This window comes from Amycolatopsis sacchari (genome assembly GCF_900114035.1).
Lineage (GTDB): Bacteria > Actinomycetota > Actinomycetes > Mycobacteriales > Pseudonocardiaceae > Amycolatopsis_E > Amycolatopsis_E sacchari.
The window spans coordinates 1-24,530 of the sequence record NZ_FORP01000013.1 but is presented as its reverse complement, the minus strand read 5'-3'; the positions used below and the strand labels follow the sequence as shown (position 1 = coordinate 24,530).

Annotated in this window: 27 protein-coding genes and 1 pseudogene; 16 read left to right on the top strand and 12 right to left on the bottom strand. The window is 71.3% G+C overall.

Annotated elements, in window-relative coordinates; genetic code table 11:
- The first annotated feature begins 59 nt into the window (after positions 1-59).
- The 4 genes from BMZ92_RS21290 (at position 60) to BMZ92_RS21275 (ending at position 4,155) form a co-directional block, all read left to right on the top strand.
- Positions 60-1,022: an amidohydrolase family protein gene (locus tag BMZ92_RS21290; RefSeq protein ID WP_091510443.1), complete on the top strand. Its 963-nt coding sequence runs from the start codon at positions 60-62 to the stop codon at positions 1,020-1,022.
- A gap of 45 nt (positions 1,023-1,067) precedes the next feature.
- Complete coding sequence (locus tag BMZ92_RS21285; RefSeq protein ID WP_218153515.1) at positions 1,068-1,862, top strand: IclR family transcriptional regulator domain-containing protein; 795 nt, start codon at positions 1,068-1,070, stop codon at positions 1,860-1,862.
- A 150-nt stretch (positions 1,863-2,012) separates the two neighbouring features.
- Positions 2,013-2,570 (top strand): TetR/AcrR family transcriptional regulator, encoded by a 558-nt coding sequence (locus tag BMZ92_RS21280; protein ID WP_091510437.1) that lies wholly within the window; start codon positions 2,013-2,015, stop codon positions 2,568-2,570.
- 16 nt (positions 2,571-2,586) lie between these two features.
- A complete protein-coding gene (locus BMZ92_RS21275) occupies positions 2,587-4,155 on the top strand; it encodes a carboxylesterase/lipase family protein (RefSeq protein ID WP_091510434.1) in 1,569 nt (522 codons plus the stop codon).
- Here BMZ92_RS21275 and BMZ92_RS21270 read toward each other — a convergent pair.
- Positions 4,152-4,586 (bottom strand): MarR family winged helix-turn-helix transcriptional regulator, encoded by a 435-nt coding sequence (locus tag BMZ92_RS21270; RefSeq protein WP_218153514.1) that lies wholly within the window; start codon positions 4,584-4,586, stop codon positions 4,152-4,154. The genes BMZ92_RS21275 and BMZ92_RS21270 overlap by 4 nt on opposite strands.
- A gap of 64 nt (positions 4,587-4,650) precedes the next feature.
- Between BMZ92_RS21270 and BMZ92_RS21265 the strand changes: the two genes are divergently transcribed.
- Positions 4,651-5,736 (top strand): glycosyltransferase, encoded by a 1,086-nt coding sequence (locus tag BMZ92_RS21265; protein ID WP_091510430.1) that lies wholly within the window; start codon positions 4,651-4,653, stop codon positions 5,734-5,736.
- Here BMZ92_RS21265 and BMZ92_RS21260 read toward each other — a convergent pair.
- Positions 5,720-6,949 (bottom strand): alpha/beta hydrolase family protein, encoded by a 1,230-nt coding sequence (locus BMZ92_RS21260; protein WP_091510427.1) that lies wholly within the window; start codon positions 6,947-6,949, stop codon positions 5,720-5,722. The genes BMZ92_RS21265 and BMZ92_RS21260 overlap by 17 nt on opposite strands.
- A 90-nt stretch (positions 6,950-7,039) precedes the next feature.
- On the opposite strand from BMZ92_RS21260, the gene BMZ92_RS21255 reads away from it, so the two are divergent.
- The 4 genes from BMZ92_RS21255 to BMZ92_RS21240 all read left to right on the top strand — a co-directional run bounded on the left by BMZ92_RS21255 (position 7,040) and on the right by BMZ92_RS21240 (position 9,519).
- Positions 7,040-7,672: a TetR/AcrR family transcriptional regulator gene (locus tag BMZ92_RS21255; protein ID WP_245783180.1), complete on the top strand. Its 633-nt coding sequence runs from the start codon at positions 7,040-7,042 to the stop codon at positions 7,670-7,672.
- Between the two features lie 25 nt (positions 7,673-7,697).
- Positions 7,698-7,907 carry a hypothetical protein gene (locus BMZ92_RS21250; RefSeq protein WP_091510423.1) on the top strand — a complete coding sequence of 70 codons (210 nt, stop codon included), beginning with the start codon at positions 7,698-7,700 and terminating at the stop codon, positions 7,905-7,907.
- Between the two features lie 8 nt (positions 7,908-7,915).
- Entirely contained in the window at positions 7,916-8,905 is a 990-nt protein-coding gene (locus BMZ92_RS21245) for a MerR family transcriptional regulator (RefSeq protein ID WP_091510797.1), read from the top strand.
- A gap of 65 nt (positions 8,906-8,970) precedes the next feature.
- Positions 8,971-9,519, top strand: coding sequence for an RNA 2'-phosphotransferase (locus tag BMZ92_RS21240; RefSeq protein ID WP_091510422.1), 549 nt, complete (start codon positions 8,971-8,973; stop codon positions 9,517-9,519).
- Positions 9,520-9,530: 11 nt separating this feature from the next.
- Here BMZ92_RS21240 and BMZ92_RS21235 read toward each other — a convergent pair whose 3' ends face one another.
- Both BMZ92_RS21235 and BMZ92_RS21230 read right to left on the bottom strand, forming a co-directional pair.
- Positions 9,531-10,061 carry a DUF4188 domain-containing protein gene (locus tag BMZ92_RS21235; RefSeq protein WP_091510419.1) on the bottom strand — a complete coding sequence of 177 codons (531 nt, stop codon included), beginning with the start codon at positions 10,059-10,061 and terminating at the stop codon, positions 9,531-9,533.
- A 79-nt stretch (positions 10,062-10,140) separates the two neighbouring features.
- Positions 10,141-10,572 carry a helix-turn-helix domain-containing protein gene (locus tag BMZ92_RS21230; RefSeq protein ID WP_091510418.1) on the bottom strand — a complete coding sequence of 144 codons (432 nt, stop codon included), beginning with the start codon at positions 10,570-10,572 and terminating at the stop codon, positions 10,141-10,143.
- A gap of 199 nt (positions 10,573-10,771) precedes the next feature.
- On the opposite strand from BMZ92_RS21230, the gene BMZ92_RS38250 reads away from it, so the two are divergent.
- Genes BMZ92_RS38250 through BMZ92_RS38240 form a run of 3 tightly spaced genes read left to right on the top strand, consistent with a single transcriptional unit; the run spans position 10,772 to position 11,537 of the window.
- Complete coding sequence (locus BMZ92_RS38250) at positions 10,772-11,014, top strand: alcohol dehydrogenase catalytic domain-containing protein (protein ID WP_245783179.1); 243 nt, start codon at positions 10,772-10,774, stop codon at positions 11,012-11,014.
- Entirely contained in the window at positions 11,014-11,313 is a 300-nt protein-coding gene (locus BMZ92_RS38245) for an MDR/zinc-dependent alcohol dehydrogenase-like family protein (RefSeq protein WP_245783178.1), read from the top strand. The genes BMZ92_RS38250 and BMZ92_RS38245 overlap by 1 nt, the downstream gene beginning before the upstream one ends.
- On the top strand, positions 11,304-11,537 hold the full coding sequence (locus tag BMZ92_RS38240; RefSeq protein ID WP_245783177.1) for a zinc-binding dehydrogenase: 234 nt from the start codon (positions 11,304-11,306) through the stop codon (positions 11,535-11,537). The genes BMZ92_RS38245 and BMZ92_RS38240 overlap by 10 nt, the downstream gene beginning before the upstream one ends.
- Here BMZ92_RS38240 and mftD read toward each other — a convergent pair.
- Positions 11,528-12,700, bottom strand: coding sequence for a pre-mycofactocin synthase MftD (mftD, locus tag BMZ92_RS21220; protein WP_091510415.1), 1,173 nt, complete (start codon positions 12,698-12,700; stop codon positions 11,528-11,530). The genes BMZ92_RS38240 and mftD overlap by 10 nt on opposite strands.
- A gap of 162 nt (positions 12,701-12,862) precedes the next feature.
- On the opposite strand from mftD, the gene BMZ92_RS21215 reads away from it, so the two are divergent.
- From BMZ92_RS21215 to BMZ92_RS21205, 3 genes are read left to right on the top strand one after another with little or no spacing between them, the layout of a single operon-like run.
- On the top strand, positions 12,863-14,212 hold the full coding sequence (locus BMZ92_RS21215; RefSeq protein ID WP_091510413.1) for an iron-containing alcohol dehydrogenase: 1,350 nt from the start codon (positions 12,863-12,865) through the stop codon (positions 14,210-14,212).
- Between the two features lie 4 nt (positions 14,213-14,216).
- A complete protein-coding gene (locus BMZ92_RS21210; RefSeq protein WP_091510410.1) occupies positions 14,217-15,548 on the top strand; it encodes a MadS family sensor histidine kinase in 1,332 nt (443 codons plus the stop codon).
- Positions 15,545-16,192, top strand: coding sequence for a MadR family response regulator transcription factor (locus BMZ92_RS21205; RefSeq protein WP_091510407.1), 648 nt, complete (start codon positions 15,545-15,547; stop codon positions 16,190-16,192). Before BMZ92_RS21210 ends, BMZ92_RS21205 begins: the two co-directional genes overlap by 4 nt.
- Here BMZ92_RS21205 and mftM read toward each other — a convergent pair.
- The 7 genes from mftM to BMZ92_RS21170 all read right to left on the bottom strand — a co-directional run bounded on the left by mftM (position 16,162) and on the right by BMZ92_RS21170 (position 24,290).
- Positions 16,162-17,061, bottom strand: a complete 900-nt coding sequence (mftM, locus tag BMZ92_RS21200; RefSeq protein WP_091510406.1) for a mycofactocin oligosaccharide methyltransferase MftM — start codon at positions 17,059-17,061, stop codon at positions 16,162-16,164. The two genes, BMZ92_RS21205 and mftM, sit on opposite strands and share 31 nt — an antisense overlap.
- Entirely contained in the window at positions 17,058-18,548 is a 1,491-nt protein-coding gene (locus BMZ92_RS21195) for a VWA domain-containing protein (RefSeq protein WP_091510403.1), read from the bottom strand. The genes mftM and BMZ92_RS21195 overlap by 4 nt, the downstream gene beginning before the upstream one ends.
- A gap of 10 nt (positions 18,549-18,558) precedes the next feature.
- Entirely contained in the window at positions 18,559-19,572 is a 1,014-nt protein-coding gene (locus BMZ92_RS21190) for an AAA family ATPase (protein WP_091510401.1), read from the bottom strand.
- A 59-nt stretch (positions 19,573-19,631) separates the two neighbouring features.
- Positions 19,632-20,924: an NDMA-dependent methanol dehydrogenase gene (mdo, locus tag BMZ92_RS21185; RefSeq protein ID WP_091510399.1), complete on the bottom strand. Its 1,293-nt coding sequence runs from the start codon at positions 20,922-20,924 to the stop codon at positions 19,632-19,634.
- Between the two features lie 205 nt (positions 20,925-21,129).
- On the bottom strand, positions 21,130-21,489 hold the full coding sequence (locus BMZ92_RS21180) for a DUF779 domain-containing protein (protein WP_091510396.1): 360 nt from the start codon (positions 21,487-21,489) through the stop codon (positions 21,130-21,132).
- Positions 21,489-23,006 (bottom strand): aldehyde dehydrogenase, encoded by a 1,518-nt coding sequence (adh, locus tag BMZ92_RS21175; RefSeq protein WP_091510394.1) that lies wholly within the window; start codon positions 23,004-23,006, stop codon positions 21,489-21,491. Before adh ends, BMZ92_RS21180 begins: the two co-directional genes overlap by 1 nt.
- 78 nt (positions 23,007-23,084) lie before the next feature.
- On the bottom strand, positions 23,085-24,290 hold the full coding sequence (locus BMZ92_RS21170; RefSeq protein ID WP_177228803.1) for a sigma-54-dependent transcriptional regulator family protein: 1,206 nt from the start codon (positions 24,288-24,290) through the stop codon (positions 23,085-23,087).
- A gap of 128 nt (positions 24,291-24,418) precedes the next feature.
- Here BMZ92_RS21170 and BMZ92_RS21165 point away from each other — a divergent pair.
- A pseudogene (locus BMZ92_RS21165) lies at positions 24,419-24,530 on the top strand (acetyl-coenzyme A synthetase N-terminal domain-containing protein); the annotation flags it as partial.

Here is a 24,530-nt window from a genome sequence, read left to right as displayed (position 1 = left end):
GATGCCTGCTGTACTTTTCGATATTCGTTGGTTCGTTCGTTATCCGAAAGCAGGTCTCGATGAAACGCATCGCGCTCGAGGAGCACTTCGTCACCGAGGAGCTCTACGACCGCTACTCCCGCGGCTCGAAGTTCGTCATCGACCCCAGCCACGTCGAGTACGTACTGGGGCACACGCTCGACATCGGCGAGCAGCGGTTGCGGGACATGGACGAGAACGGCATCACCACGCAGGTCCTGTCCCTGCGCCAGCCGGGGATCCAGGCCGAGCCGGACGCCGCCACGGCGGTGAAGGCCGCCCAGGCGACCAACGACTACCTCGCCGGCCGGGTGGCCGCGCACCCCGGCCGGTTCGCCGGTTTCGCCGTCCTGCCCCTGCAGGACCCGGCCGCCGCGGCCGACGAGCTCGAACGCGCCGTGCGCGAACTGGGCCTGCGTGGCGCGATGATCAACGGTCACTCGTGCGGCCGCTACCTGGACCACAAGGACTTCTGGCCCGTCTACGAGCGGGCGCAGGCGCTCGGCGTGCCGCTCTACCTGCACCCGGTGCGCCCCCAGCAGGCGGACGAGCTGCGCATCTTCGAAGGTCACCCGGAGCTGCTCGGGCCGAGCTGGGGCTTCGCGTTCGAGGCCGGCACCCACGCGTTGCGCCTGTTGTTCAGCGGTGTCTTCGACGCGTTCCCGCGCTTCAACCTCATCCTCGGGCACATGGGCGAGAACATCCCGTACATGGCGTGGCGGCTGAACCGGAGCTTCAAGCGCGCCAGCTTCGGCACCACGCTGCGCAAGGAACCGCTGGACTACCTCAGGGAGAACTTCTACATCACCACCAGCGGGCACTTCTCGGACCCGGCCCTGCTGTGCGCCGTGGAAACGGTGGGCATCGACCGCGTCCTGTTCGCGGTGGACTACCCGTTCGAGCTCAACTCCGAGGGGGTGGAGTTCATCGACAACGCGCCGATCAGCGACGAGGACCGGGCGAAGATCTGCCACCGCAACGCGGAGGCCCTGCTGAAGCTCTGAAACCCGGCGGTTTTCGGATACCGAAGAAGTGGCTAGACTGCGCACATGAGTTCGGACACCAGGCCTGCGAACGACCGGACCCGCCCGTCCCCACCGTCCGAAGGCATGGCCGGGCTCGCCAAGGGGCTGGCCGTCATCGAGGCGTTCGGCGCGGAGCGGACGCAGATGACGGTGACGGAGGCCGCCCGCGCGGTGTCGCTCTCCCCCGCCGCCGCGCGCCGGTGCCTGCTGACCCTGACCGAGCTCGGCTACCTGGTGCAGGAGGACCGCTACTTCCGCCCCACCCCGCGCATGATGCGGCTGGGCGAGGCGTACCTGGAAGGCGCGACGCTGCCGACGCTCGCCAGGCCCTTCGTGGAGGCCGGCCGCGACGAGCTGGGCGAGTCGATGTCGCTCGCGGTCTACGACGAGGGCACCGCCCTGTTCGTCGCGCGGGCGGAGGTGCACCGCATCGTGTCCACCGGCGTGCGGCTGGGCGCGCGCCTGCCCGCGTACGCGTCGGCCACGGGTCGCGTCCTGCTCGCCGGGCTGCCGGAGGAGGAGCGGGAGCGGTACCTGCGCACCTGCGAACCACGCAGGACCACTCCCCATTCGGTGACCACGATCCCGGAGATCCGGGACCGGATCGAGGCGGCCGCCGCGGAAGGGTTCGCCGTCACCGACGAGGAGCTGGAACTGGGCATGCGGTCGATGGCGGTTCCGGTCGTCGACTCGGCGGGGCGCGTGCACGCGGCCATGAGCACCAGCGTGTTCGTGGCGCGGGTGACCATGGAGGAGATGCGCCGCCGCTACCTCCCGGTCCTGCGCGCCCAGGCCTCGGCGCTCGGCCGCCTGCTCTGACGTTCCGCGAGCGTCCATTGTCCCCTGTGGACTGACCTCCCGCCGGGGTGACGCCTGGTGGCCTGCGCCACGGTTGACGGGGGCACCGGTCTGCTCCTATTCTTTGAACGTCTGTATTAGAAATTCAAGCCTAGAATACCGGGAGGCGGCGTGGCGGGCAGACCGGTCGACCACCAACGGCGGGCGGAGTTGCTGGACGCGGTGGTCGACTACACCGTCGAGCACGGGTTCTCCGAAGTGTCCTGGCGGCCACTGGCCACCGCCCTCGGCGTGTCACCCACCACGCTGGTGCACCGGTTCGGCTCGAAGGAACAGATGCTCGAGGAGGTCCTCGAACGCCTGCGGGAACGCATCTTCGCCGCCACCGGCGACGCGCTCGGGCAGCAGCCCGACCTCGCGACCGCGGCTCGCGCGGTGTGGGCACGGACCTCCGCACCCCGGCGGGCAGCGGAATTCAGACTGTTCTTCGCCGTCTACGGCCGCGCTTTGCAGGCGCCGCACCAGTTCCCGGACTTCCTCGAGCACGTCGTCGCGGACTGGATGAACGCACTGACCGGTGCCCAAGGCCCCGGCACCGACCCGGCGACGGCGACGCGCAGGGCCACCCTGGTGATCGCGACCATCCGCGGCCTGCTGCTCGACCTGCTCGCCACCGGCGACCGGGACCGCGTGCAGGACGCGGCCGAAAACTTCTTCGCCACCCTGTGAAGACGGGAGCCCGAAAATGTTCGCACGACGGACCGCCCGGCTGGCGGCCGTGCTGGTCACCCTGGGCACCGCCCTGGGCGCGCTGCTCACGTCCGCGTCCAGCGGGCACGCGGCCGCCGACGACCTGGTGGTCCACACCAGCGGCGGCCCGGTCCGCGGCCTCGCCGCGGGGCCGGTCGACGAGTTCCTCGGCATCCCGTATGCCGCACCGCCGGTCGGTGCATTGCGGTGGCAGCCGCCGCAGCCGGCCTCGAAGTGGTCCGGTGTACGGGACGCGACGCGGTTCGCGCCCGACTGCGCGCAACCCACGGGCCCCTTCGGCCGGCCCAGCACGGCGGAAGACTGCCTGTACCTGAACATCTACACGCCCCACCGCAAGCCGCCACGCTCCGGTTTCCCGGTCATGGTGTGGATCCCCGGCGGCGGGTTCCACAGTGGAGCGGGCAGCTTCTACGACCCCGCGGCACTGGTGGCCGACGGCGTCACCGTGGTCACGATCAACTACCGGGTGGGCGCGCTCGGTTTCCTGGCGCACCCGGCACTGGCCGACGCACGCGGCCAGTCGGGCGACTACGGCCTCATGGACCAGCAGGCCGCCCTGCGCTGGGTGCGAGGCAGCATCTCCGGCTTCCACGGGGACGCGCACAACATCACGATCTTCGGGGAGTCCGCGGGCGGGGCGTCCGCGCTGGCACAGGTCGTCTCACCCCAGGCGGCCGGGCTGTTCGAGCGAGCGATCGCCGAGAGCGGCTCCTACGACACCACGCAGACGACGCTCGCGGCGGCCGAGTCGGCGGGAACGGATTTCGCCGCCAAGGCGGGCTGCGCCGACCAGAGCGCGGCGTGCCTGCGCGCCCTGCCCGTCTCCACGATCCTGGCCGACGAGGCCACCGAGTACCGCCCGAACCTCGACACCGAGGTGCTGCCGCGGCCGGTGGGGACCGCCCTGGCCACCGGCCTGTTCAACCACGTCCCGATCCTCAACGGCACGAACCACGACGAATGGCGGCTGATGGTGGCGGGCAGCACGCTCGCGGGCCGGCCCGTCACGGCGGCCGACTACCAGGCGATGATCTCCGCCGCCCTCGGGGTCTCCCCGGCCCGCGCCGCGGCCGTCGCCGCCCGGTACCCGCTGACCGCCTACCCCAGCCCGGCCCTCGCGCTCGGCGCGGTCGGCACGGACGCGGTCTTCGCCTGCCCCGCACTGACGATCGACCGGTCCGCCGCACGCTTCGTGCCGACCTTCGCCTACGAGTTCAACGACGAGAACGCACCGGAGGACTTCCTGCCCCCGGCGGGCTTCCCGTACGGCGCACCGCACGCGTCCGAACTCCAGTACCTGCTGGGCCTGCCCTACGCCGCCTACCCCAAGACGCTGTCGGCGCAGCAACAGCAGCTGGCGACGGTCATGCGCACGTACTGGACGAACTTCGCCAAGACCGGGTCGCCCACCGCTGCGGGCACCCCGCGCTGGCCGTCCTTCGGCGACGGCAGCCAGCGGGTGCAATCACTCCTGCCACCCGCTCCCGGCACCGAGACCGATTTCGCCGCCACGCACGACTGCGCGTTCTGGGACCGCGGCTAGGACTCGCCAAGGAGGAGTTCGATGCCCTCGATGAGCACGTTCAGCCGGTCCTCCGGCCAGGACCCGATCATCGAGCGCACGTTCCGGGCCAGCACCTCGTTCAACTCGGCGGCCAGCCGGCGGCCCTCAGGAGTCAGCGAGAGCAGGCTCGCCCGCCGATCGGCCGCATCGGGTTCCCGAAAGAGCAGACCTTCGCGGCTCAACCGGTCCGCGTAGCGGCTGGTGCCGGAGCGGTCGATCCCGATCGCATCAGCCGCCTGCGCCGCGGAGAGCGGGCCGCGCCGCGCCAGGGTGATCAGCAGGAAATAGCTCTGCGCATCGAGGCTGACCGGCGCCGCGGCGATGACCGGCGCGCACAGCCGGTTGCGGTTCCGCGGCAGCATGAGCTGGTTGAGCACCCGCTGGAGCCGGTCGGCCTGGTCGTCGTCCACCGGGCGAGCATAGGCCGCGACCGATGCGTGCGATTCGCACGCATCGGTGCTACGGTCCTCCCCCATGCGCCTGCTGATCAGTGCCGTGCCCGTCGCCGGCCACCTGCTACCGCTGCTGCCGATGGCCACCGCGGCCCGCGACGCCGGCCACGACGTCGCCGTTCTGTCCTCAATGGACCTCCGCGACCTGGTGGCCCCTTTCGACGTGCTGGTCGCGGGACCGTCGATCCGGGTCCAGCGCGAGACGACCGTCCGCCGCCTCGGCAGGGACTGGACCGCCCCCGGCCCCGAGGCCGCCGAGATGTTCGCGGGCACCCGGGTGGACATGACCTTCCCCCCGGCCCTGGAGCGGGCCCGGCAGTTCGCGCCGGACCTGGTGCTGTGCGATCCCCTGGACTTCGTCGGACCGATGATCGCCGCCGCACTCGCGGTCCCGTGGGCCGCGCACGGCATCTCCGGCGGGCTGCCGGCGCCCTTCCACGAAGCGCTCGACCACCGGTGGGCGAGTGAGCTGCGGAAGTACGACCTGCGGGCGTCCCCGCGCCTCGCCTACCTCGACCCCTATCCGGAGCTGCTGCACGCGGGCCCTTGGCCCGCCGACCGCCACCCGGTGCGGTTCCAGCCCTACCAGCGCCCGGATTCGGCCCCCGGACCGGCCTCCTTCGCCGACCCCGGCTTACCCACCGCGCTGCTCACCCTGGGCACCACCCTGCCGGACCCCGGCGTCGCGACCGGGCTCGCCGCCGCGCTGTCCGGAGCGGGGTTCAACGTGGTCTGTACCAATGACCTCCCCGCGGAGCTCGTCGCGCACCCGCGCGTCCACCACGTCGGGTTCACCCCGCTCGCGGAGTTGCTCGGCGCCGCGGACGTGGTGGTGTCGGCCGGAGGCACGGGAACCGTGCTCAGTGCGCTCTCGGCCGGCCTGCCGCTGGTCATCCAGCCGTTCATGGCGGACCAGCCGTTCAACGCCGCGCGCGCCGAGCACGTGGGAGCCGCGCGGGTGATCAGCGAGACCGGCGCCGCGGGGACGGCCGCGACGGAGGTGCTCGCCGATCCCCGCTACCGGCAGGCCGCCGAGCAGGTGCGGGATCAGATCCGCGCCTGCCCCACGCCCGCCGAAGTGCTGGACCGGCTCATTTCGAACCGGTGAGACCGACGTGGTCGTCGAGGAAGTCGAAGAAGCGCTGGGCGGCGAGGGAGCGGGCCATCGGCTCGCAGTGGCCGGCGGCACCCTCGGCTTCGGTGAAGCGGACGTGCACCTTCTCCCCCGGGATCATGTCGTACAGCCGCTGGGGCTGCCCGGCGAAATACCCCTCCTGGTCGGGGTCGGCGATGAGCACCGGTGTCGTGATCCGCGCGGCGAGTTCGGGCGTGATCCGGTAGCGAGCCGCTTCCACGAACGTGTCGTAGAAGGTCGGGCAGCCGAACGGGTGAGCCCGCCAGCTGAGGTTCCACTTGACTCGCGCCGGAAGAGCTTCGATCGCCGCGTTGAAGCCGTCCCGGTCCCCGGCGGCCAGCGATTCCCGCTGCTCGGGCGACAGCATGGCGTGCCAGGCCGCCGACACGTCGACCACGCCGTCGTCGAGGACCGCGGCCTTGAAACGGTGCTCGAACGCGAGCGCACGTGGGGCCCAGTACCCGCCCTGGCTGACCGCGTACAGCACGAGCCGCTCCGGGTCCACGTCCGGAAGACCCAGTGTCAGGTCGACGACCGGGGTGAGGACGTTCTCCCAGTCGGGCCGGAACGGCACGCCCCGCTCGAACAGCATGCGCTGCTGCCCCGGCCCGTCGAACACCACGACGTTGTAGCCACGCAGCGTCGCCTCGGAACCGTAGCCGGGCCACAGGTAGCTCGCCGCACCGTCGGCTCCGTTGACCATCACCAGCGTCGGCTTCGGTCCTTCCCCTGGCGCCGCGAAGAACCAGCCGGGCATCGTCGTGTCCTCGTAGGGGATCTCCAGCGGCCGCGGCGGGTTGTCAAGGAGGCTCAGGTACTGCTCCCAGCGGCGGCGGTACGCGGCGAAGGTCCGCTTCCGGACGGCCTCGGGCTCCGCGCACCCATCGGCCACGATCACGCAGACCGCGTAGTACGTCGCGGCACGCAGGAGCGCGTTGCGGCCGCTGATCCGGTGCCCCCGGCGCACGCAGTCGTCGCCGATCGCCGCGACGCGGTCCGCGGTCGCCTCCCACTCCCTCACCCACGACTCCAGGTCGCCGTCGGTGATGCGGTCGATCGTCGTCAAGGTCTCGCCGGTGTCCGCCGCACCGGTGTACACGCGCCCGAGCATCGCCCGGGTCATCGCGTTCATCCTCGCGTTGGCGAAGAAAACGCCGCGTGTTCCCGTCTCCGTCACAGTGCTCATCCCCTGGTTCCCCTTATAAGAGTTGGATCCCTCTCCTACGAGAGTAGGCCCGGCTGGTAAGAGATGCAACCCTTCCTTATAATGGGAGCCGTGAGCTCCTCCCCCGGCCCGTCTCCCCGCCAACGGCGGCGCGGGCCCGCACTCGAGGCCGCGCTGCTGGGCGCGGCCTGGGAGGAACTGGTCGAAGCCGGTTACGCGAAGCTGACCATGGAGTCCGTCGCCACCCGGGCGGGCACCGGCATCGCCGTGCTGTACCGCCGCTGGGCGAACAAGGACGAACTCGTGCTCGCGGCACTCGAGCACCACCGGATCAGCCATCCGGTCGACCTGCCCGACACCGGCAGCCTGCGCGACGACCTCGTCACCGCGCTGACCGGCATGGGCCGGGCTCGCGCCGCCTTCTTCGCCATCGCCATCGCCACGGCCTTTTCGGGACTCCTCACCGGTCCCGGACTGACCCCGGGCCAGGTCCGCGACCGGATCCTGGGCGAACAACGGCTGTCCCGGGTGGCGACCCTCTACCAGCGCGCGCACGACCGCGGCGAGATCGACCTGGAGCGGGTGCCGCCCGCGGTGCTCGCCCTGCCGTTCGACCTGGTGCGGCACGACCTGCTCGTGGACCTCGAAGCCGTGCCGCCGGACCGCATCCGCTCGATCGTCGACGAGCTCTTCCTGCCCCTCGCCCGCTACTATTCGGCCCAGGAGCCCGCCGGCGACCGGTGACCGCCTTCCCCGGTTCGGAGGTGCGATGCCCGAGGTGGCGACCTTCGCCGAGCAGGCGCGCCGCCCGTCGGTCAGCGAGCGGGCGAGGCGACAACTGGTCATCGACGAGTTGCTGGTGACCCCGGATCTGCTGCCCGCGTGGGAACTCCCGCCGAACTGGCCGGAGCTGTACTGGGACGAAACGGGCAGGCTCGTACGTCGGTCCTTGACTCTCAAGCCGCTTGAGATCTCATAGTGGCCGGCATGAACGAGCTCTACCCCATCGGGGACGTCGCCCGCCGCACCGGGCTCAGCGTGAGCGCGATCCGGTTCTACGCCGACGAGGGCGTCGTCGCTCCCACCGCGCTCAGCGAGGGCGGCTTCCGGCAGTACGACGTGCACGCCATCGCCCGGCTCGAACTCGTGCGCACCCTCCGCGACCTGGGCGCCGGCCTGGAGGAGATCCGCGGGGTGCTGGCGGCGGAGACCACCCTGCACGACCTGGCCGTGACCCACCTGCGGCTGGTGGAGGACCAGCTGCGGCAGTTCCGGGCGCGCCGCGCCGTGCTGCGGACCATCGTGCGGCAGCACACCACGGCGGAGCAGGTGAGCCTGATGCACAAGCTGGTGTCGATGTCCGACGACGAGCGGGAGCGGCTCATCACCGAGTTCTGGGACTTCGTGACCGACGGGCTGGACGTCCACCCCGGCTACGTCGAGCGGTTGTACCAGCAGCGGCCGCACCTGCCCGAGGACCCGTCGACCGAGCAGCTCGAAGCCTGGATCGAACTCGCCGAGCTCGTGCGCGACGAGGAGTTCCGCACTGCCGTGCGCGGTTACTACCACCGCGTTTTCGGCACGGAACAGGGAAAGCTGATGGCCACGCCGGAAATGCTGGACCGCGCCGGGCAGCACCTGGCTCTCTACCGGGAGGCACAGGCGGTACGGGAGAGCGGCGCACCCGCGGACTCCGCGCGGGCCAGGGAGATCGCCGAGCGCATGGCGGCCAGCTCGGCCGACTTCCTCGCCGCGATGACCGGCGAGCACGACCTCGACAAGGCCCGCCGCAGCATGATCGGCTTCGACCGGAACAGGGCGGCGGCGCTGCGATCCCGCATGACCGGGATGCACCTGGTAGTCCGGTACAGCACGCTTGTCGCGACGATCAACGGCACCGCCAAGCCGGACCCGGACCGGACGGCGGCGGTCCAGGAATGGCTGGCCGCCGCCCTGCGCGAAGGCAATTCCCCGTAGGCGCCGCCTGCCGGCCGCAATTCCGCTTGCGCGAGCAGGCTTGGCCATGAACCAATGGAACGGTCATGGACAACCGGCAAATGGTCAAGCTTTCCAAGCGCCTCGCGCGGCACCTGCGCCACGATCCCGCAGCCCTCGGCATCACCCTCGGCCCCGGCGGCTGGGTCGAGGTGAGGTCCCTGCTCGCCGCACTGCGCGGGGACGGGGTCAGGATCACGCGCGCCGATCTCGAAGAAGTGGTGGCGGGCAACGACAAACAGCGGTTCGCGTTCGACGCGACCGGTGAGCGGATCCGCGCGAACCAGGGCCACAGCGTCGAAATCGACCTCGGACTGCCCGCCACCACGCCGCCGGCCGTGTTGTACCACGGCACCGTCGAACGTTTCCTGTCCGCGATCTTCCACGAGGGCCTGCGCCCGATGAACCGCCACGACGTGCACCTTTCCCCGGACCGGGAGACGGCCGTCAGGGTCGGTTCGCGGCGGGGGAAACCGGTGGTGCTGGAAGTCGACGCGGGTGCGATGAGCCGGGAAGGTCACGAATTCCGCGTCAGCGCCAACGGGGTGTGGCTGACCGCCGCCGTGCCACCGGAGTTCCTGCGCAGGATCGGCTGACGCGCGGACCCTCAGCGGGCGGCGTGGGCTTCCGCCGTCTGCCGGGACACGCGTCCGCGGGCCACGCGCTGGCGGGAGCTGGACGTGGTGCGGTCGACCTTGGCGTGCCCCACCGCCTCGGCCAGGCCGAACAGCGGCATGTTCGCGTAGATCGCCTCGAAGGAGCCCGGGCCCACCAGGTAGGTCTCGTGCCACACGCCCACCGCGCCGGACTGGCTGGCACGGCGGTAGTAGCGCCGCCAGGCGGGCGCGTGCGGCGCGTCGTTGTCGGCGGCGAACGCGACCAGGTGCTCCAGGCTGCGCCAGTACCCCACCTGCATCGTGGTGCGGCCCAGCCAGTTGCGCGCGCGAATCATCCCCGCCTCGGGGTGCTCCGCGAGGTGGCGCAGCATCCGCGCCATCGCCAGGAACACCCACACGTACTGGTCGACGCGCCACCACTTGTTGACCCGCATGCCGATCAGGAACAGCACCACGCCCGTGTCGTCCGGACTCCCGGAGTCGAGCCGGGCGGTCCAGCGGCCAGGGAAGATCTCGGACATCGCTACCTCCGGAACAAGGTTTTGTGACACTGTTATGAAACGCCGTCGCAAGCGGGTTGTCAAGGAGCGCTCGTTCTCGCTACGGCAAAGCGGGCGTCGGGACCGCGGAGTGCGAGCCCTGACCACGCTTCCGCCAGGCGCCCGGGGTGACGCCCTCCCGGCGAAGGAACACACGGCTCAGCGCGGTGCCGGTCTGGTAACCGACCCGGACGGCGATTTCCTGGACGCTCAGGGAGGTGTCCCGCAGCAGGGTCTTGGTCCGGTACAGGCGCCAGGCCGTGAGGTAGCCCAGCGGCGCGTCTCCGGTCTTTTCCTTGAACAGCGCGGCGAACGCGGAGCGCGACATGCCCGCCGTACGCGCCAGCGCCTCGACGGCCCAGGGGTGGTCGAGGTTCACGTGCAGTTCGTGGATCGCCGTGGCCAGCTGAGGATCCCGCAGGGCCGCGAGCCAGCCGATCGTCCCACTGCCCACGTCGCTGCAGGCGGCGCGCAACGCCTGGACGAACAGCACGTCGGACAGGCGGCTCGTGACGAACCCGGCGCCGAGCGCGTTGGCCGCGGACTCCTGGGCGAGTCACAGTCGGCGAGTGCGCGGCCCTGCTCGTCCTGCAGCGCGAACTCGACGCCCGCCCGGACCAGGAACAGTCGTTCGTGGACAGCTGCTCCGGTTGGTCCAAAGTGGACCCGATGAGCCAGCGCGAACGGCGCGGATGTTCCAGGTGCGGGGCGACGGCCGCCCGGTGGTCGCGGAGGAACGTCCCGTGCCCGCGCCGGCGGCGGGTGAGGTGCTGGTGCGGGTGCAGGCCAGCTCACTCAACGCCCGTGATCTGCCGATCGTCGAGGGACGGTATTCGCGGCCGGTGCCACCCGGGCGTGTGCCCCTCTCCGACGGTGCGGGCGTCGTCGAAGCAGTCGGCGCCGGGGTCACCCGGTTCCAGCCGGGGATCGCGTGATGGGCACCTTCCACCCGAACTGGCTCTACGGCTCGCTGGGCGGGTGGGGCGAGCTTTACGGGGTGCAGCTCGACGGATGGCTGACCGAGTACCGCACGGTGGGCGAACAGAGCCTCGTCCCGGTACCCGGGCGCCTGTCGTTCGAGGAGGCGGCCACCCTCCCCTGCCTGCGCGCCCTCGGCGCGTCGGACGTCATCGACTACACCGGCACGCCGGAGTGGGGCGCCAGGGTGCGCGAGCTCACGGCGGTCGCATCTCGCTCGTCGGCAACCTCGCCCCGGGTGAGGGCATGGACCTGACCGAGTTCCTGAACCGCGGCGCGACGCTGCGCACCATCACCGTCGGCAGCCGCGGCGACTTCGAGCGGATGAACCGCGTCATCAGCCGCCACGAGCTGCGACCGGTCATCGACCGGGTCTTCCCGTTCGACGAGGCCCCCGCGGCGTTCGCCTACTTCCCGGAGCGAACGCACTTCGGCAAGGTGGTCATCACGCACCGACCACCGGCCCCGGGCTACCCGTGAAGCGCGAACCCGTCCGGGATGACGAGGTCCTCACGGCTCAGCTCGTGGACGCTGGCCTTGCCGAGGGCGAGCAGGGTGGAGTCGATGCCCTGGCGCAGCACCTCCAGGGTGTTGGTCACGCCCCGCTCGCCCGCGGCCGCCATGCCCCACAGGTACGCGCGGCCGATCAGCACCGCCCTGGCGCCCAGCGCGAGCGCCTTCACCACGTCCGAGCCCCGCCGGATGCCGCCGTCCTGCAGCACCTCCACCTGGTCGCCGACCGCGTCGACGATCGCCGGGAGGGCGCGGATCGACGCGGGGGTGCCGTCGAGGTTGTTGCCGCCGTGGTTGGACACCGAGATCGCCGTGCAGCCGGCGTCCACCGCGCGCCGGGCGTCGTCGGGGTGCATGATCCCCTTCACCGCGAACGGGCCGCCCCACTGCTCCCGCAGCCACGCCACGTCCTCCCACGTCACCGGCGGCGTGCCCATCCACTGCCCGTACGCGCCGAAGAACGTCGGCGCGGCCTCCCCTTCGGCGGCGAGGTTCGGCGTCGTCAGGTCCGGCAGCTTGCCGGTCTTCGCGAAGCTCCACAGCCACCGCGGCTTGCGCAGCACCTCCGGCGCGAAGTGCAGTGCCGCCTTGAGGTCCACCTTCTCCGGGATCATCGGCGCGTCCCAGTCCCGCGCCGAGTCGAACGACCAGTCCAGCGTCACGATCAGCGCCTTCGCCCCGGCCTTGCGCGCCCGCTCGGCCCGCGCGAGCAGCTGGTCCCGCGTGCCCACCCAGTACATCTGGAAGAACGTCTTGTCGTTGACCGCCGCCACGTCCTCGATCGACCGGCTGGCGAACGAGCTGAGCCCCATCGCCGTGCCCGCCGCCGCCGCGGCCCGCGCCACCGCGACCTCGCCCTCCGGGTGCACCGCCTGCACGCCCGTCGGGGAGATGACCACCGGCAGCGAGACGTCCTGCCCCAGCACGGTGGTCGCCTGGTCGCGTTTCGCCGGCAGGTCCGCGACCCTCGGCAGGAACCCCAGCTCGTCGAACGCGGCGACGTTGTCGGCGGTCGTCAGGCCCTTCCCCGTACCGGCGACCAGCGCGAGGTAGACCGAGCGCGGCAGCCGCTTCTTCGCGCGCCGTTGCGCCTCGGCGATCGTCTCGAACCAGTCCTTCGTGCTCGCCATGTCCCGGCCGTCCTTCCCTATTTTGGCACCGGGTGTCAGTATTAGGGAAAACCGGCTCGGGGGGAAGACCTGCCCGTCCGATCGGACAGGGCGGCCGGCCCGCGCGGAGAGGTGTCCCGCCCTCCCCGGGGCGGTAGCGTCGGCCCGACGAGGAGCGAGGTCATGCCACGACTGTCCGACCTGCCGAAACCGCCCGGCACCGGGGCCGCGGGTGTTCTCGACGGCCGCCGTCGTGCCGTACGGTGGGACCGGTCGCCGCGAGGACGCGGTGACCGCGAACCGCCGGAGGTCGCCGTGCCGCGCAGAGCCCTCGACGAGGCCGAACCGCTGACCGGACCGTGCGGGGCCGCCGCGGGCGCACCGGCGGAGCTGGCGAAGTTCCACGTCCCCGAGATCGTGTTCGGCCCCGGCTCGCTGGCCGAGCTCGGGCACGCCGCGCTCCGCGTCGGCGCCCGGCGGCCGTTCCTCGTGACCGATCCCGGGCTGATCGAGGCGGGCTGGGTCGAGGAGGCCCGCGGCCACCTCGAACTGGTCGGGCTGCGGCCGGTGGTGTTCTCCGGCGTCACGCCCAACCCGAAGGACCACGAGATCGAGGCCGCCTACCAGCAGTACGCGGCGGCGGGCGCGGACGTGATCATCGCCGTGGGCGGCGGCTCGTGCATCGACGCGGCGAAGGGCGTGGCGATCCTGTCCGGCAACGGCGGCACGATCCTCGGCTACGCGGGCGTGGACCGCGTCGTGCAGCCGATCCCGCCGCTGGTCATGGCGCCGTCCACGTCCGGCACCGGCGCCGACGTCTCGCAGTTCGCGGTCGTCACCGACACGACCCAGCACACCAAGATCACGATCATCAGCCGCACGCTCGTGCCGGACGTGTCGATCGTCGACCCGCGCCTGCTGACCACCATGCCCGACGAGCTGAACGCCGCAACCGGCCTGGACGCGCTCACCCACGCCGTCGAGTCGTTCGTGTCGCGGGCGCACAACCCGCTGACCGACCAGCACGCCCTGCACGCGGCCACCCTGATCACGCGCAACCTGCTGCACACGATGGTCCACCCCGCCGCCGCCGAACCGCGGATCGCGATGGCGCAGGGCGCGCTGGAGGCCGGGATGGCCTTCACCAACGCGATCCTCGGTATCACGCACGCGATGAGCCACCAGGTCGGCGGCCTGCTCGACGCGCCGCACGGCGTGCTCAACGGGGTGCTGCTGCCGCACACGATCCGGTTCAACGCGGCCACGGACCCGGAGCGGTTCGTGCCGCTGGCCGCGGCGACCGGGGTGGACGTCGCGGGCAGGTCGGCGGCCGAGGTCGCCGAGTCGTTCGCGTGCCGGGTGCGTGAGCTGGCCGACGCGGTGGGGGTGCCGCGCGGGCTCGCCGCGCTGGGCGTCACCGAAGCCGACATCGGCACCCTGACCCGCACCACGCTGCAGGACGCGTGCCTGGCGACCAACCCGCGCACGGCGAACGCCGCCGACATCGCCGCGCTGTTCCGGCAGGCGCTGTAGACCGATGACGGCCAACGACTACCTCGGCGCGCTGACCGGCGTGCGATCCGGCAAACGGTCCTACTACCCCGAGTACGTCCGAACCGCGGAGCGGCTGGAGCGCGCCGTGGGCGCCCTCGACCGCATCTCGCGGGCCCTCGTGCGCACCGGGGAAGGACCGCGGGCGCTCGTCGAAGCGGTCGTGCGCGCGGCGGCGGACCACGTGCAGGCCGACTGGCTGCTGTTCGCCCTCGCCGATGGCGCCTTGCGCGCGGCCCGGCCGCGGTTCCTGTTGCTGGCTGGGGAAAACCTCGTGGAGGACGAGCGGCTGTTCCCGCCGGACGCGCTGGCGCACCTGCGGATCCTGCGGACGAGACCGTGGGAGGCCGGTGAACCCACCGGAAGCGGAGTGCGCGTGCCGATGACGCTCGACTGCGAGCCGGTGGGCGGGATCGCCGCCCGGCCCGCCGCCGGGATGGAGGTGGCCGACACCGATCTCGCGGTGCTGCGCGTGCTGGCCAACCAGGCGGCGGTCGCGCTGCACAACTCGTTCCTCGTGCACGCCACGATGCGGCTGCGGGGCCGCACCGAGCAGCTGTCCGAGGCGGCCGAGCAGCAGGCGCGCGACCTGGCGGCGCGCAACGCCGAACTCCAGGAGACCCAGCGCCGCCTCATCGGGGTGATGCAACGGCAGGCGCTGGACGACGAGCGGCACCGGATCGCGCGGGAGCTGCACGACAGCGTCACCCAGGACGTGCTCTCCGCCGGGATGATGATCGAGATCTGCCGCAGCGACCTGACGGAACCAGACGCCGACCTCGCCGCCGTGCGCGAGAAACTCACCGAGGCCAAGGCGCTGACCCGGCACGCGGTGGAACGGCTGCGGGCCGCGATCTACGCGTTGCACCACAACGAATCCGAGCCGCCCGGCTCGCTGCCCGTGCTCCTCGAACGACTGTCCACAGTGCACCTTCCGACCGACCTCGAGGTGGGCGTCACCGTGCTCGGCGAGCCGGTGCCGCTGCCGGGCGAGGCCGAGCACTCGCTGCTGCGGATCACCGGCGAGGCGCTGTTCAACACCGTGATGCACACCAACGCCACCCGCGCGCGCATCCGCCTGCGGTACCTGCCCGACCGGATCCGGCTGTCGATCTCCGACGACGGGGACGGCGACCCCGGGCAGCTGCGCCGGACACTGCGCCTGGCGTCGGCGACGAACCTGGCCGGCACGCACCGCGGGCTGGCGAACATGCGCGCGCGGACCGAGGAACTGGGCGGAACGCTGGCCATCCGGCGTTCCCGGATCGGCGGGATCCAGGTGCTGCTGGAGATCCCGCTGCCACTGGAGGCCGGATGATCACCGGGCAGCGGACGCTGGGCATCGTGCTGGTGGACGACCACGCCATCGTGCGGCAGGGGCTGCGGACGATACTGGACCGCGAGGACGACCTCACCGTGATCGGCGAGGCGGCGAGCGCGGCCGAGGCGCGGGCGGTGGTGGACCGCACGCGGCCGGACATCGTGCTGCTGGACCTCAAGCTGTCCACCGGCTCCGACACCGAGGGCCTCGACCTGTGTGCGGAGCTGGCCGCCGGGCACCCGGAGACCGGGGTGCTGGTGCTGACCACGTTCCTCGACGACGCGCTCGTGGTGGAGGCGATCCACCGCGGCGCGCGCGGCTACGTGATCAAGGACGTGGAGACCACGGGCCTGGTGTCGGCGATCCGCGCGGTGGCACGCGGGGAAAGCGCTTTCGACTCCCGCTCCGCCTCGGCGATGGTCCGCTCGATCCGCACGCCGCGCGAGGAGCCTGTGCTGACCGCCCGCGAGCAGAACGTGCTGGAACTGCTGGCCCGCGGGCTGAGCAACCGCGACATCGGGGCCCGCCTGTACATCTCGGAGACCACGGTCAAGTTCCACGTCCGCAACGTCCTGCGCAAGATCGGCGCGTCCAGCCGCGCGGAGGCCGTCTACGAGGCGGGCAAGCGCGGACTGCTCTGACGCGGCCGGTCCAGCACCAGCCAGCCGCCGTGGAACGCTGACACCCGCGCGCGCCAGCCGGTTCCCGCGCCGAGTTCGGTCAGCGTCGCCAGGTCGAACCGGCGGACGTGCCCGTAGTCGGCGTTCGGCACGTCCTCGAACGGCACCGCGACGACCACGGTGGACCGGGCCAGCCGCAGCGCTTCGGCCAGCACCGCCTCGCCCTCGACAGGTGGCAGGTGTTCCAGCAGGTGCACGATCGTCACGGTGTCCACAGTGGAATCCGGCAGCGGGACGCGGGCGGCGTCGCACACCAGGGTGCGCAGCGGCACACCGCGGTCAGCGGCCACGGTGTCCAGCACCCGCATCGTCCCCGGCACGACGTCCGAGGCGGTCACGGTGGTGCGCGGCCGTTGCGCGAGCAGCAGCGGCAGGAACCCGAAGCAGGAACCGAGGTCCAGGACGCTGCCGGGCCGCACCAGCCTCAGCACACGCGAGTAGACGGGCGCGATCCCGGCGATCAGCGGTGGCGCGTGGCGTGGTTCGCGCAGGTGGGCGAGCGTGTTGGCGTAGAAGGTGCACCACGCCTGCCGCGGGTCGGGCAGGGTGCTGCGCACGACGCCGGTGAACACCCGCTCGAAGACGTCCTGGCCGCACAGCCAGCCCGGGGCGAACAGCTCGTCGATCAGCAGCCCGGTCAGCCCGTTGTCGAGCTGTTCCGGGCGAAGCCGGTGCGCGACCTCGATCCGGCGTCCCGCGCGGGACAGCCGGAAGTGCTCGGTCCGCACCACCGCCGGCCCGCCGTCGTCCTCGGCGCGCACCACTCGCACGACGTCGTCGAGGTACTGACCCGCCGGGTACGACCCGAGCGGGTCCAGCACGGCCGTCACCGCGCCACCAGGTCGAGTGCCACCCGGTCCAAACCGGACAGATCACGGACCACGCGCACGCGGCGGCAGTACTCGGCGTAGGCGGGCAGGTCGCAGCCGCCGAGCCCCCACGAGTAGCGGGGCTCCGGGGTGAGCCAGATGGTCTCCTTCGCCCGGCGCGTGATCTCGGCGAACGCGGTGAGGTTGGGGTCGTTGCCGTTGCCGCGGCCGTCCCCCAGCACGAGCACCGTGGTGCGGCGGGTGACCGCGGAGGAGTGCTCGGCGAGGAACTCCCCGAAGGCCCTGCCGTAGTCGGAGCCGGCGTCCACGTCCAGCACGTCCCCGCCGAAGACCAGGCCGAGCGCGCGCTCCAGCGGGTGCTCCGCGAACAGCTCCGTGGTCTCGGCGATGCCGTCGACGAACGCGAACGACCGCACCTGCGCGAACAGGTCCTGCAGCCCGTACACCACCTGCAACGTGAACCGCGCGGTCGCCCGCACCGAGAGGCTGACGTCGGCGAGCACCACCAGGCGCGGCCGGTCCTCGGCCCGCCGGACCGTGACCGGGCTGAACGGGATGCCGTCGAACCGCATGTTGCGTCGCATCGTCCGCCCCGCGTCCACCCGCCCGGCCCGGGAAACCCGTCTGCGGGAGGTGAGCGCCCCGCCCAGCCTGGCGGCGAGCCTGCGCAACGCTTCCTCCAGCTCGGCGCGTTCGCTCTCCCCCGCCCGCGCCACGTCCGCCGCCCGGCTGGGCTCCGCGCTCTCCCTTTCCAGCTCCAGCAACGCTTCGGCGTGCTGTTTCAGCGCCTCCGGCAGATTCGCAAGCACCCCCGCCAGCCGTCGGCGCAGTGCCGCCGCGTCCTCCTCGTCGCCACCCGCGTCCTCCACCCGGTCGAGCCACGCGAGCAGCGCGTCGTGCTCGGCCAGCGACAGCGTCGAGTCCATCGGTGCGCCCGGCTGCGTCGTCAGCTGCCCGGGTGGAGCCGCGGTGTGCAGCCGCTCGGCGTCGACCTGCACGTGGTAGCCGTCCCCTCCGGTCACCACGTTGTCCTTGTCGAACACGATCTCGTCGGTGACGGACGCCAGCTCGATCTTGTTCTCCTCCTCGTGCAGGTTGTACCGCTCGGCGAGGTCCGCCGGGTCGAAGAAGTCCCGCAGGTCCGCGGGTTTGCCCGGCGTCAGCCCCCGCTGCGTCGTCCGGCTCGCCCCCTCGGACAACGTCACCTCACCGTCGCCCGGCTGCCCCTCCCCCGGCTCCGCACCCGGCCGCTGCTCGGCGGAGCCGAGGCGGATGAGCCCGAAGAACGCGTCGAACAGCTCCTCGAACACCGGATCGTCCCGCTGGTCCTTGACGAGCGCGCCCCGCAACGCCTCCTTCAGCACGCCCCGGTCGGCCAGCACCCCGGGCGCGGCCGCGCAGCGGAGCGCGTCGAGCACTTCCGACACCGAGACCCGGACGTCCCGCAGGCGCAGCAACCGCGCGAACCGGTGCAGACTGGCTTCCACCCCACCGCTCCTAACGCGACTTCGGGCGCGCGAACGACCGGCTCCCCCGGTCCGCGCTGACCTTTGGCGACGCGGGTTCCGTTGGCACGTCCGGAGTTTCGAGTTCCGCGCCGAGCAGACGTGGCAGCGCCTCCAGCGCCTTGCGCAGGTCCTTGTCGTACTTGACCACCACCGACACCGTGTCCGCCAGCACCGGCGCGGTCAGCTCGCCGACGCCCAGCACGGCGAGCGTGCGCGCCCAGTCGATCGTCTCGGAGATGCTGGGCGACTTGCGCAGCTCCAGCTCCCGCAACCCGCGCACGACGGCCACGAGCTCACGCGCCAGCGCGTCGGGCAGCCCGGTGTCCTTGCTGCGGACGATCTCCAGTTCACGTTCGGCCGAGGGGTAGTCGAGGAACAGGTGCAGGCAGCGCCGTTTCAACGCCGCTGCCAGATCGCGCGTGTTGTTCGACGTGAGGATGACGTACGGGCGGTTGCGAGCGGTGAACGTGCCGAGTTCCGGTACGGAGATCTGGTACTCCCCCAGCATTTCCAGCAGCACGGCTTCGAGCGCCTCGTCGGCGCGGTCGATCTCGTCGATCAGCAGCACCACGGGTTCCTCCGAGCGCACGGCCTCCAGCAACGGGCGCGCGGCGAGGAAGCGTTCGGAGAAGAAAACGCTTTCCTGCGCGCCGATGCGGTCCACCGCCTCGTGCAGGTCCGGCGCGTCGGCGACGAGCTGGCCGATCTTCTCCCGCAGGAGCTGCGTGTACAGCAGCTGCTTGCCGTAGTCCCACTCGTAGAGCGCGCTGGCCTCGTCCTGCCCCTCGTAGCACTGCAGGCGCAGCAGCCGGCGACCGGTCGCGGCGGCCAGCGTCTTCGCCAGTTCGGTCTTGCCCACCCCGGCCGGCCCCTCCAGCAGCACCGGCCGTTCCAGCCGGGTGAGCAGGAAGACCATCGTCGCCAGCCGCCGGTCGGTGAGATAACCCTGTGCCGCCAGTGCTTTCGCGGCCTCATCGACCGAATCGAACGCCGGTGCGCCCACGTCACGCCCTCCTTCGTCGCGGTGCCGGGGGCGGGCCCGCGCCCGCCCCCGGCGGATCCTCAGCTGATCAGGTCGTCCAGGTCGCCGTTGAAGCAGTGGTCGACGACCGGGCGCACCGTTTCGAAGGTGCACTCCTTGGCGTTGCCCGGGGTGCAGGCGTCGCCGAGGACGTGGTGCGTGACGCGGTCGATGTCCCCGTCGTCGCCCTTGATGACCGACGCGCGCTGGTAGAACTTCGTCGGGCCCTGCCCGAGCCGGTTCTTCGAGTAGGTGTCCTGGCGGATGTCGGTGAACCGCTCGGGGATGCCGACGTCACGCAGCAGCCGGATGGCGGCGGCCACCGCCGCGTCCGCGGCCTGGACCACCGTCATGCCGCTGGTGTCCACACCCATCATCTCGGCGAGGTCGGCGTAGCGGCGGTAGGCGACGGGCAGGTTGAACGCCCACACCCGCGGCAGGGCGATCGCGTTGTTCAGCCCGTGGTGGGTGTCGTAGAACGCGCTGACGGCGTGCGAGATCGAGTGGATGATGCCCAGGCCGCCGGAGTTGAACGCCTGCGCGGCGATGTACTGCGCGTACATCATGCCCTGCCGCCCGGACAGGTCCTGCGGGTTCCACGCCGCCGTCCGCAGGTGCTCGGCCACCAGCTTGGTGGCGTACAGCGCGTTGCCCATCGACGGCTCGAAGTTCAGGCGTGCCACATAGGGCTCCGAGGCGTGGGCGAGCACGTCGAACCCGCACTGCGCGGTGTAGTCCACCGGGCAGTCGTAGTACAGCACCGGGTCGTCCACCGCGAGGGTGGCGACCGAGGCGTCGTCGAAGGCCACGTACTTGTGCGGGTTGTCCGGGTCGGTGGTGGTGTCGGTGATGACGTAGGCCCAGGAGGTCTCCGAACCCGTGCCCGCCGTCGTGGAGACCGCGATGTGCGGCGGGTTCTTCTGGTTCTCCGACTTGTTGAACCCCTCGAAGTCGTTGATGTTGCGCCCGTCGTGGGCCAGCGAGATCCGCGCACCCTTGCACGCGTCGTGCGACGAGCCGCCGCCGATGGACACGAAGCTGTCGCACTTGTGCTCCTGGTACAGCTTCACCGCGTCCATCACGTTGTAGTCCTTGGGGTTGGACTCCACCTTGTCGTAGACCACGACCTCCAGCCCGTGGTACTTCAGCGACTCGGTGATCTTGTGCACGATGTCCGAGCCCCGCAGCCCGCTCGTCATCACCAGCGTCCTGCGGAAGCCCAGTTTCAGCGCCTCCGGGCCGATCATCTCGTGTGCGCCCGGCCCGAGCAGCGCGCGCGGGAACGGGTGGAACTCCTTGATGGGAAACGGTTTCAGTAGTTCGTCGACCTGCATGACCGGTCCGTCCTTTCCTGCGCGAGAGCGACTGTGATGACGCGCACTCCCGACGCTAACCAGGGGCCGGTACGGCGGGAACTGTTCGACGGGAGGGCAGGAACGCCTTGGTGGCGGGGGAAAGCCCGTCCTTTCGGACAGGGATGTGGTGGCACGAAAAGAAAAAGGGCCCGGACGAGCGTCCGGGCCCTTTTCGCGGTTGTGTTCACTTTTCCAGCAGTGCCAGCTCTTCGTCGGTGAGCAGGCGGGAACGGATCAGGAAACGCACGCCTTCGGGCGCTTCCAGGGAAAACCCGCTGCCCCTTCCCTCGACGACGTCCACCGTCAGATGCGTGTGCCGCCAGTAGGCGTACTGGTCCGCGCTCATCCAGAACGGCGTGCCGTCGCCGACGTGGCCGAGCAGCACGTCGGAGTCGCCCACCCGGAACTCCCCCTCCGGGTAGCACATGGGCGCGCTGCCGTCGCAGCAGCCGCCGGACTGGTGGAACATCACCGGCCCGTGCTGCTCGACGAGCCGGCGCAGCAGCGCCGCGGCGGCCCCGGTCATCGAGACCCGCCGCACCATCAGAAGAAGCCGAGCTTGGTGGCCGAGTAGCTGACGAGCAGGTTCTTCGTCTGCTGGTAGTGCTCCAGCATCATCTTGTGGGTCTCCCGCCCGATCCCGGACTTCTTGTAGCCACCGAAGGCCGCGTGCGCCGGGTAGGCGTGGTAGCAGTTCGTCCACACGCGACCGGCCTTGATGCCGCGGCCCAGCCGGTAGGCGGTGTTGACATCCCGCGTCCACACCCCGGCGCCCAGCCCGTACAGCGTGTCGTTGGCGATCTTGAGCGCCTCGTCCACCGAGTCGAACGTCGTCACCGACACGACGGGGCCGAAGATCTCCTCCTGGAAGATGCGCATGTCGTTGGTGCCGCGGAAGATCGTCGGCTCGATGTAGTAGCCGCCGGGGTGCTCGGCCACCTCGCGCGCACCCCCGCCGGTGAGGACCTCGGCGCCCTCCTTCTTGCCGATGTCGATGTAGGACAGGATCTTCTCGTACTGGTCGTTGCTCGCCTGCGCGCCGATCATGGTCGCCGGGTCGAGCGGGCTGCCGCCGCTGATCGCCTTGGTGCGCTCGAGGCACCGGCTGATGAACTCGTCGTAGATCGCCGAGTGGATCAGCGCCCGCGACGGGCACGTGCACACCTCGCCCTGGTTGAGCGCGAACATCACGAACCCCTCGACGGCCTTGTCGAGGTAGTCGTCGTCGGCGTCGGTCACGTCGGGCAGGAAGATGTTGGGGCTCTTGCCGCCCAGCTCCAGGGTGACCGGGATGATGTTCTCGCTGGCGTACTGCATGATCAGCCTGCCGGTGGTGGTCTCGCCGGTGAACGCGACCTTCGCCACCCGGGGGCTGGACGCGAGCGGCTTGCCCGCCTCGACGCCGAACCCGTTGACCACGTTGAGCACGCCCGGCGGCAGCAGGTCGGCGATCAGCTCGACGACCTTGAGGATCGACGCCGGGGTCTGCTCGGCGGGCTTGAGCACCACGCAGTTGCCCGCGGCCAGCGCGGGTGCGAGCTTCCACGTCGCCATCAGGATCGGGAAGTTCCACGGGATGATCTGCCCGACCACGCCGAGCGGCTCGTGGAAGTGGTAGGCGACGGTGTCCGCGTCGATCTCGGCGATGCTGCCTTCCTGCGCGCGGATCGCGCCGGCGAAGTAGCGGAAGTGGTCGATCGCCAGCGGCAGGTCGGCGGCCAGCGTCTCCCGCACCGGCTTGCCGTTCTCCCAGGTTTCGGCGACCGCCAGCTCTTCGAGGTGCTCCTCCATGCGGTCGGCGATCTTGTTGAGGATGTTGGCGCGCTCGGTCGTCGACGTGGCACCCCACTTGGCGGCGGCCGCGTGCGCGGCGTCCAGCGCGCGGTCGATGTCGGCCGCCGAGGAACGGGCCACCTCGCAGAACACCTTGCCGTCCACCGGCGACGGGTTCCCGAAGTAGCGTCCCTCGGCCGGGGCGACCCAGTCACCGCCGATGAAGTTGTCGTACCGCGCGGCGAAGCTGACGACACTGCCGTCGGCACCGGGCTTGGCGTAGGCCATGGAAGCACTCCATTTCACTCGATCACGTCGGTGTGATGGGTGCCACCGTGCCCGGCGGAGGTTGGCGGAACGTTGGCGTCAGTCCCGCAACGCGTCCCGCACCCGCGCCGCGACGATGCCCCGGCGCCCGTCGCCGGGGGCGAGCAGGTTGTGGGCGTACTCGTGGACCTGCAGGTCGAACGGGTGCCGTTCGCCGTACCGCAGCGCGAGGTCCGCGCTGCCCGAAGCCAGCACCGCCTCCCGCACGGCGACCTCCAGATGGTCACGCCACCGGGTGATCCCCGGTGCGTCGGAGGCGGGCAGCAGGGGTGCGGTGTAGCGGTGCACGGCCGTCGCGGTGTCGCCGGATTTCAGCGCGGTCAGCACATCGGCGGCGTCGCAGTCGATCGGTGTCGTGAGCGTGTAACGGCGGCTGGTGAGCGCCCCGTTGAGCAGGCGCCGCAGGTGCGAGGCCTCGGCCCGCATCGTGGTGATCGTGACGGGGAGATCGCCGTAGAGAGCCTCGCGCAGCGCCTCCGGTGAGAACCCGGCGGGCTCCAGCGCCAGCAGGGTGAGCACCTCCAGCTGGCGCGGCGAAAGCCGCAACGCGGAGCCGTCGAGCGTGGCGTGGCCGGGGCCGAGGCAGGACAGCCGCAGCCCCGGCGCGGCGGCCGGGGCGGAGTGCAGTCGTGACTCGATCGCGGTCACCAGCGTACGCACCGTGGACATGGCCAGCGGGTGCGAGCGGTCCCAGGTGGTCGAGAGGTCCAGCACCCCCAGCTGACGGCCGCTGGCGTCCCGGATCGGCGCGCAGTAGCAGACCCAGCCGTGCAGCGCGGCCACCAGGTGTTCCGCGGAGAACACCTTGCTGGGCCGCCCGGTGCGCAAGGCCAGCGACAACGCGTTCGTGCCCATGTCAGGTTCGTCCCAGCGGCCGCCCGGCGCGAAGTTCACCTGCTCGGCGCGGCGCCGCATGACCCGGCCGCCGCAGGTCCACAGGATCGTGCCGGACTCGTCGGTCACGGCCGCGACGAACCCGGCGTCGTCGGCGATGCTGCGCAGCTCGTCGGCCAGTTCGGTGACCGGCCCGCGCAGCGGCGACTCACGCCAGCGGGCCCGCACCTCGTCACCCGACGCGGGCGCGCTGTCCCGCGCCGGGTCCACAAGGGACAGTGAGCGGGCCCAGGACGCGGCCACCTCGCTGGGCAGCTCCCGGGTCTCCGGGCGTGCCCTGGCCGGCACCCAGCGGGCCCATTCGCGTTCCAGCACCGCCCGGCGCTCGTGGAGCGCACTCCGCTCTGCCATGTCCCGACTCCGTTGTCTCGTTCACCCGCACAACCGTCCTCATGGTGCCGGACGATCGGGCCCGGCGCACCTACCCGGCCGGACGGGTACCAACGTGCCGCCAACGTCGGCGGGCGAAGCTGCCGGGCATGGCGGACCGGGAAGTGTTCTGGGCGGAGCAGGCGGAGCGGTTGACGTGGGACACGAAGTGGTCCCGGGTGCTGGACTGGTCCGGTGCCCCGTTCGCGAAGTGGTTCGTGG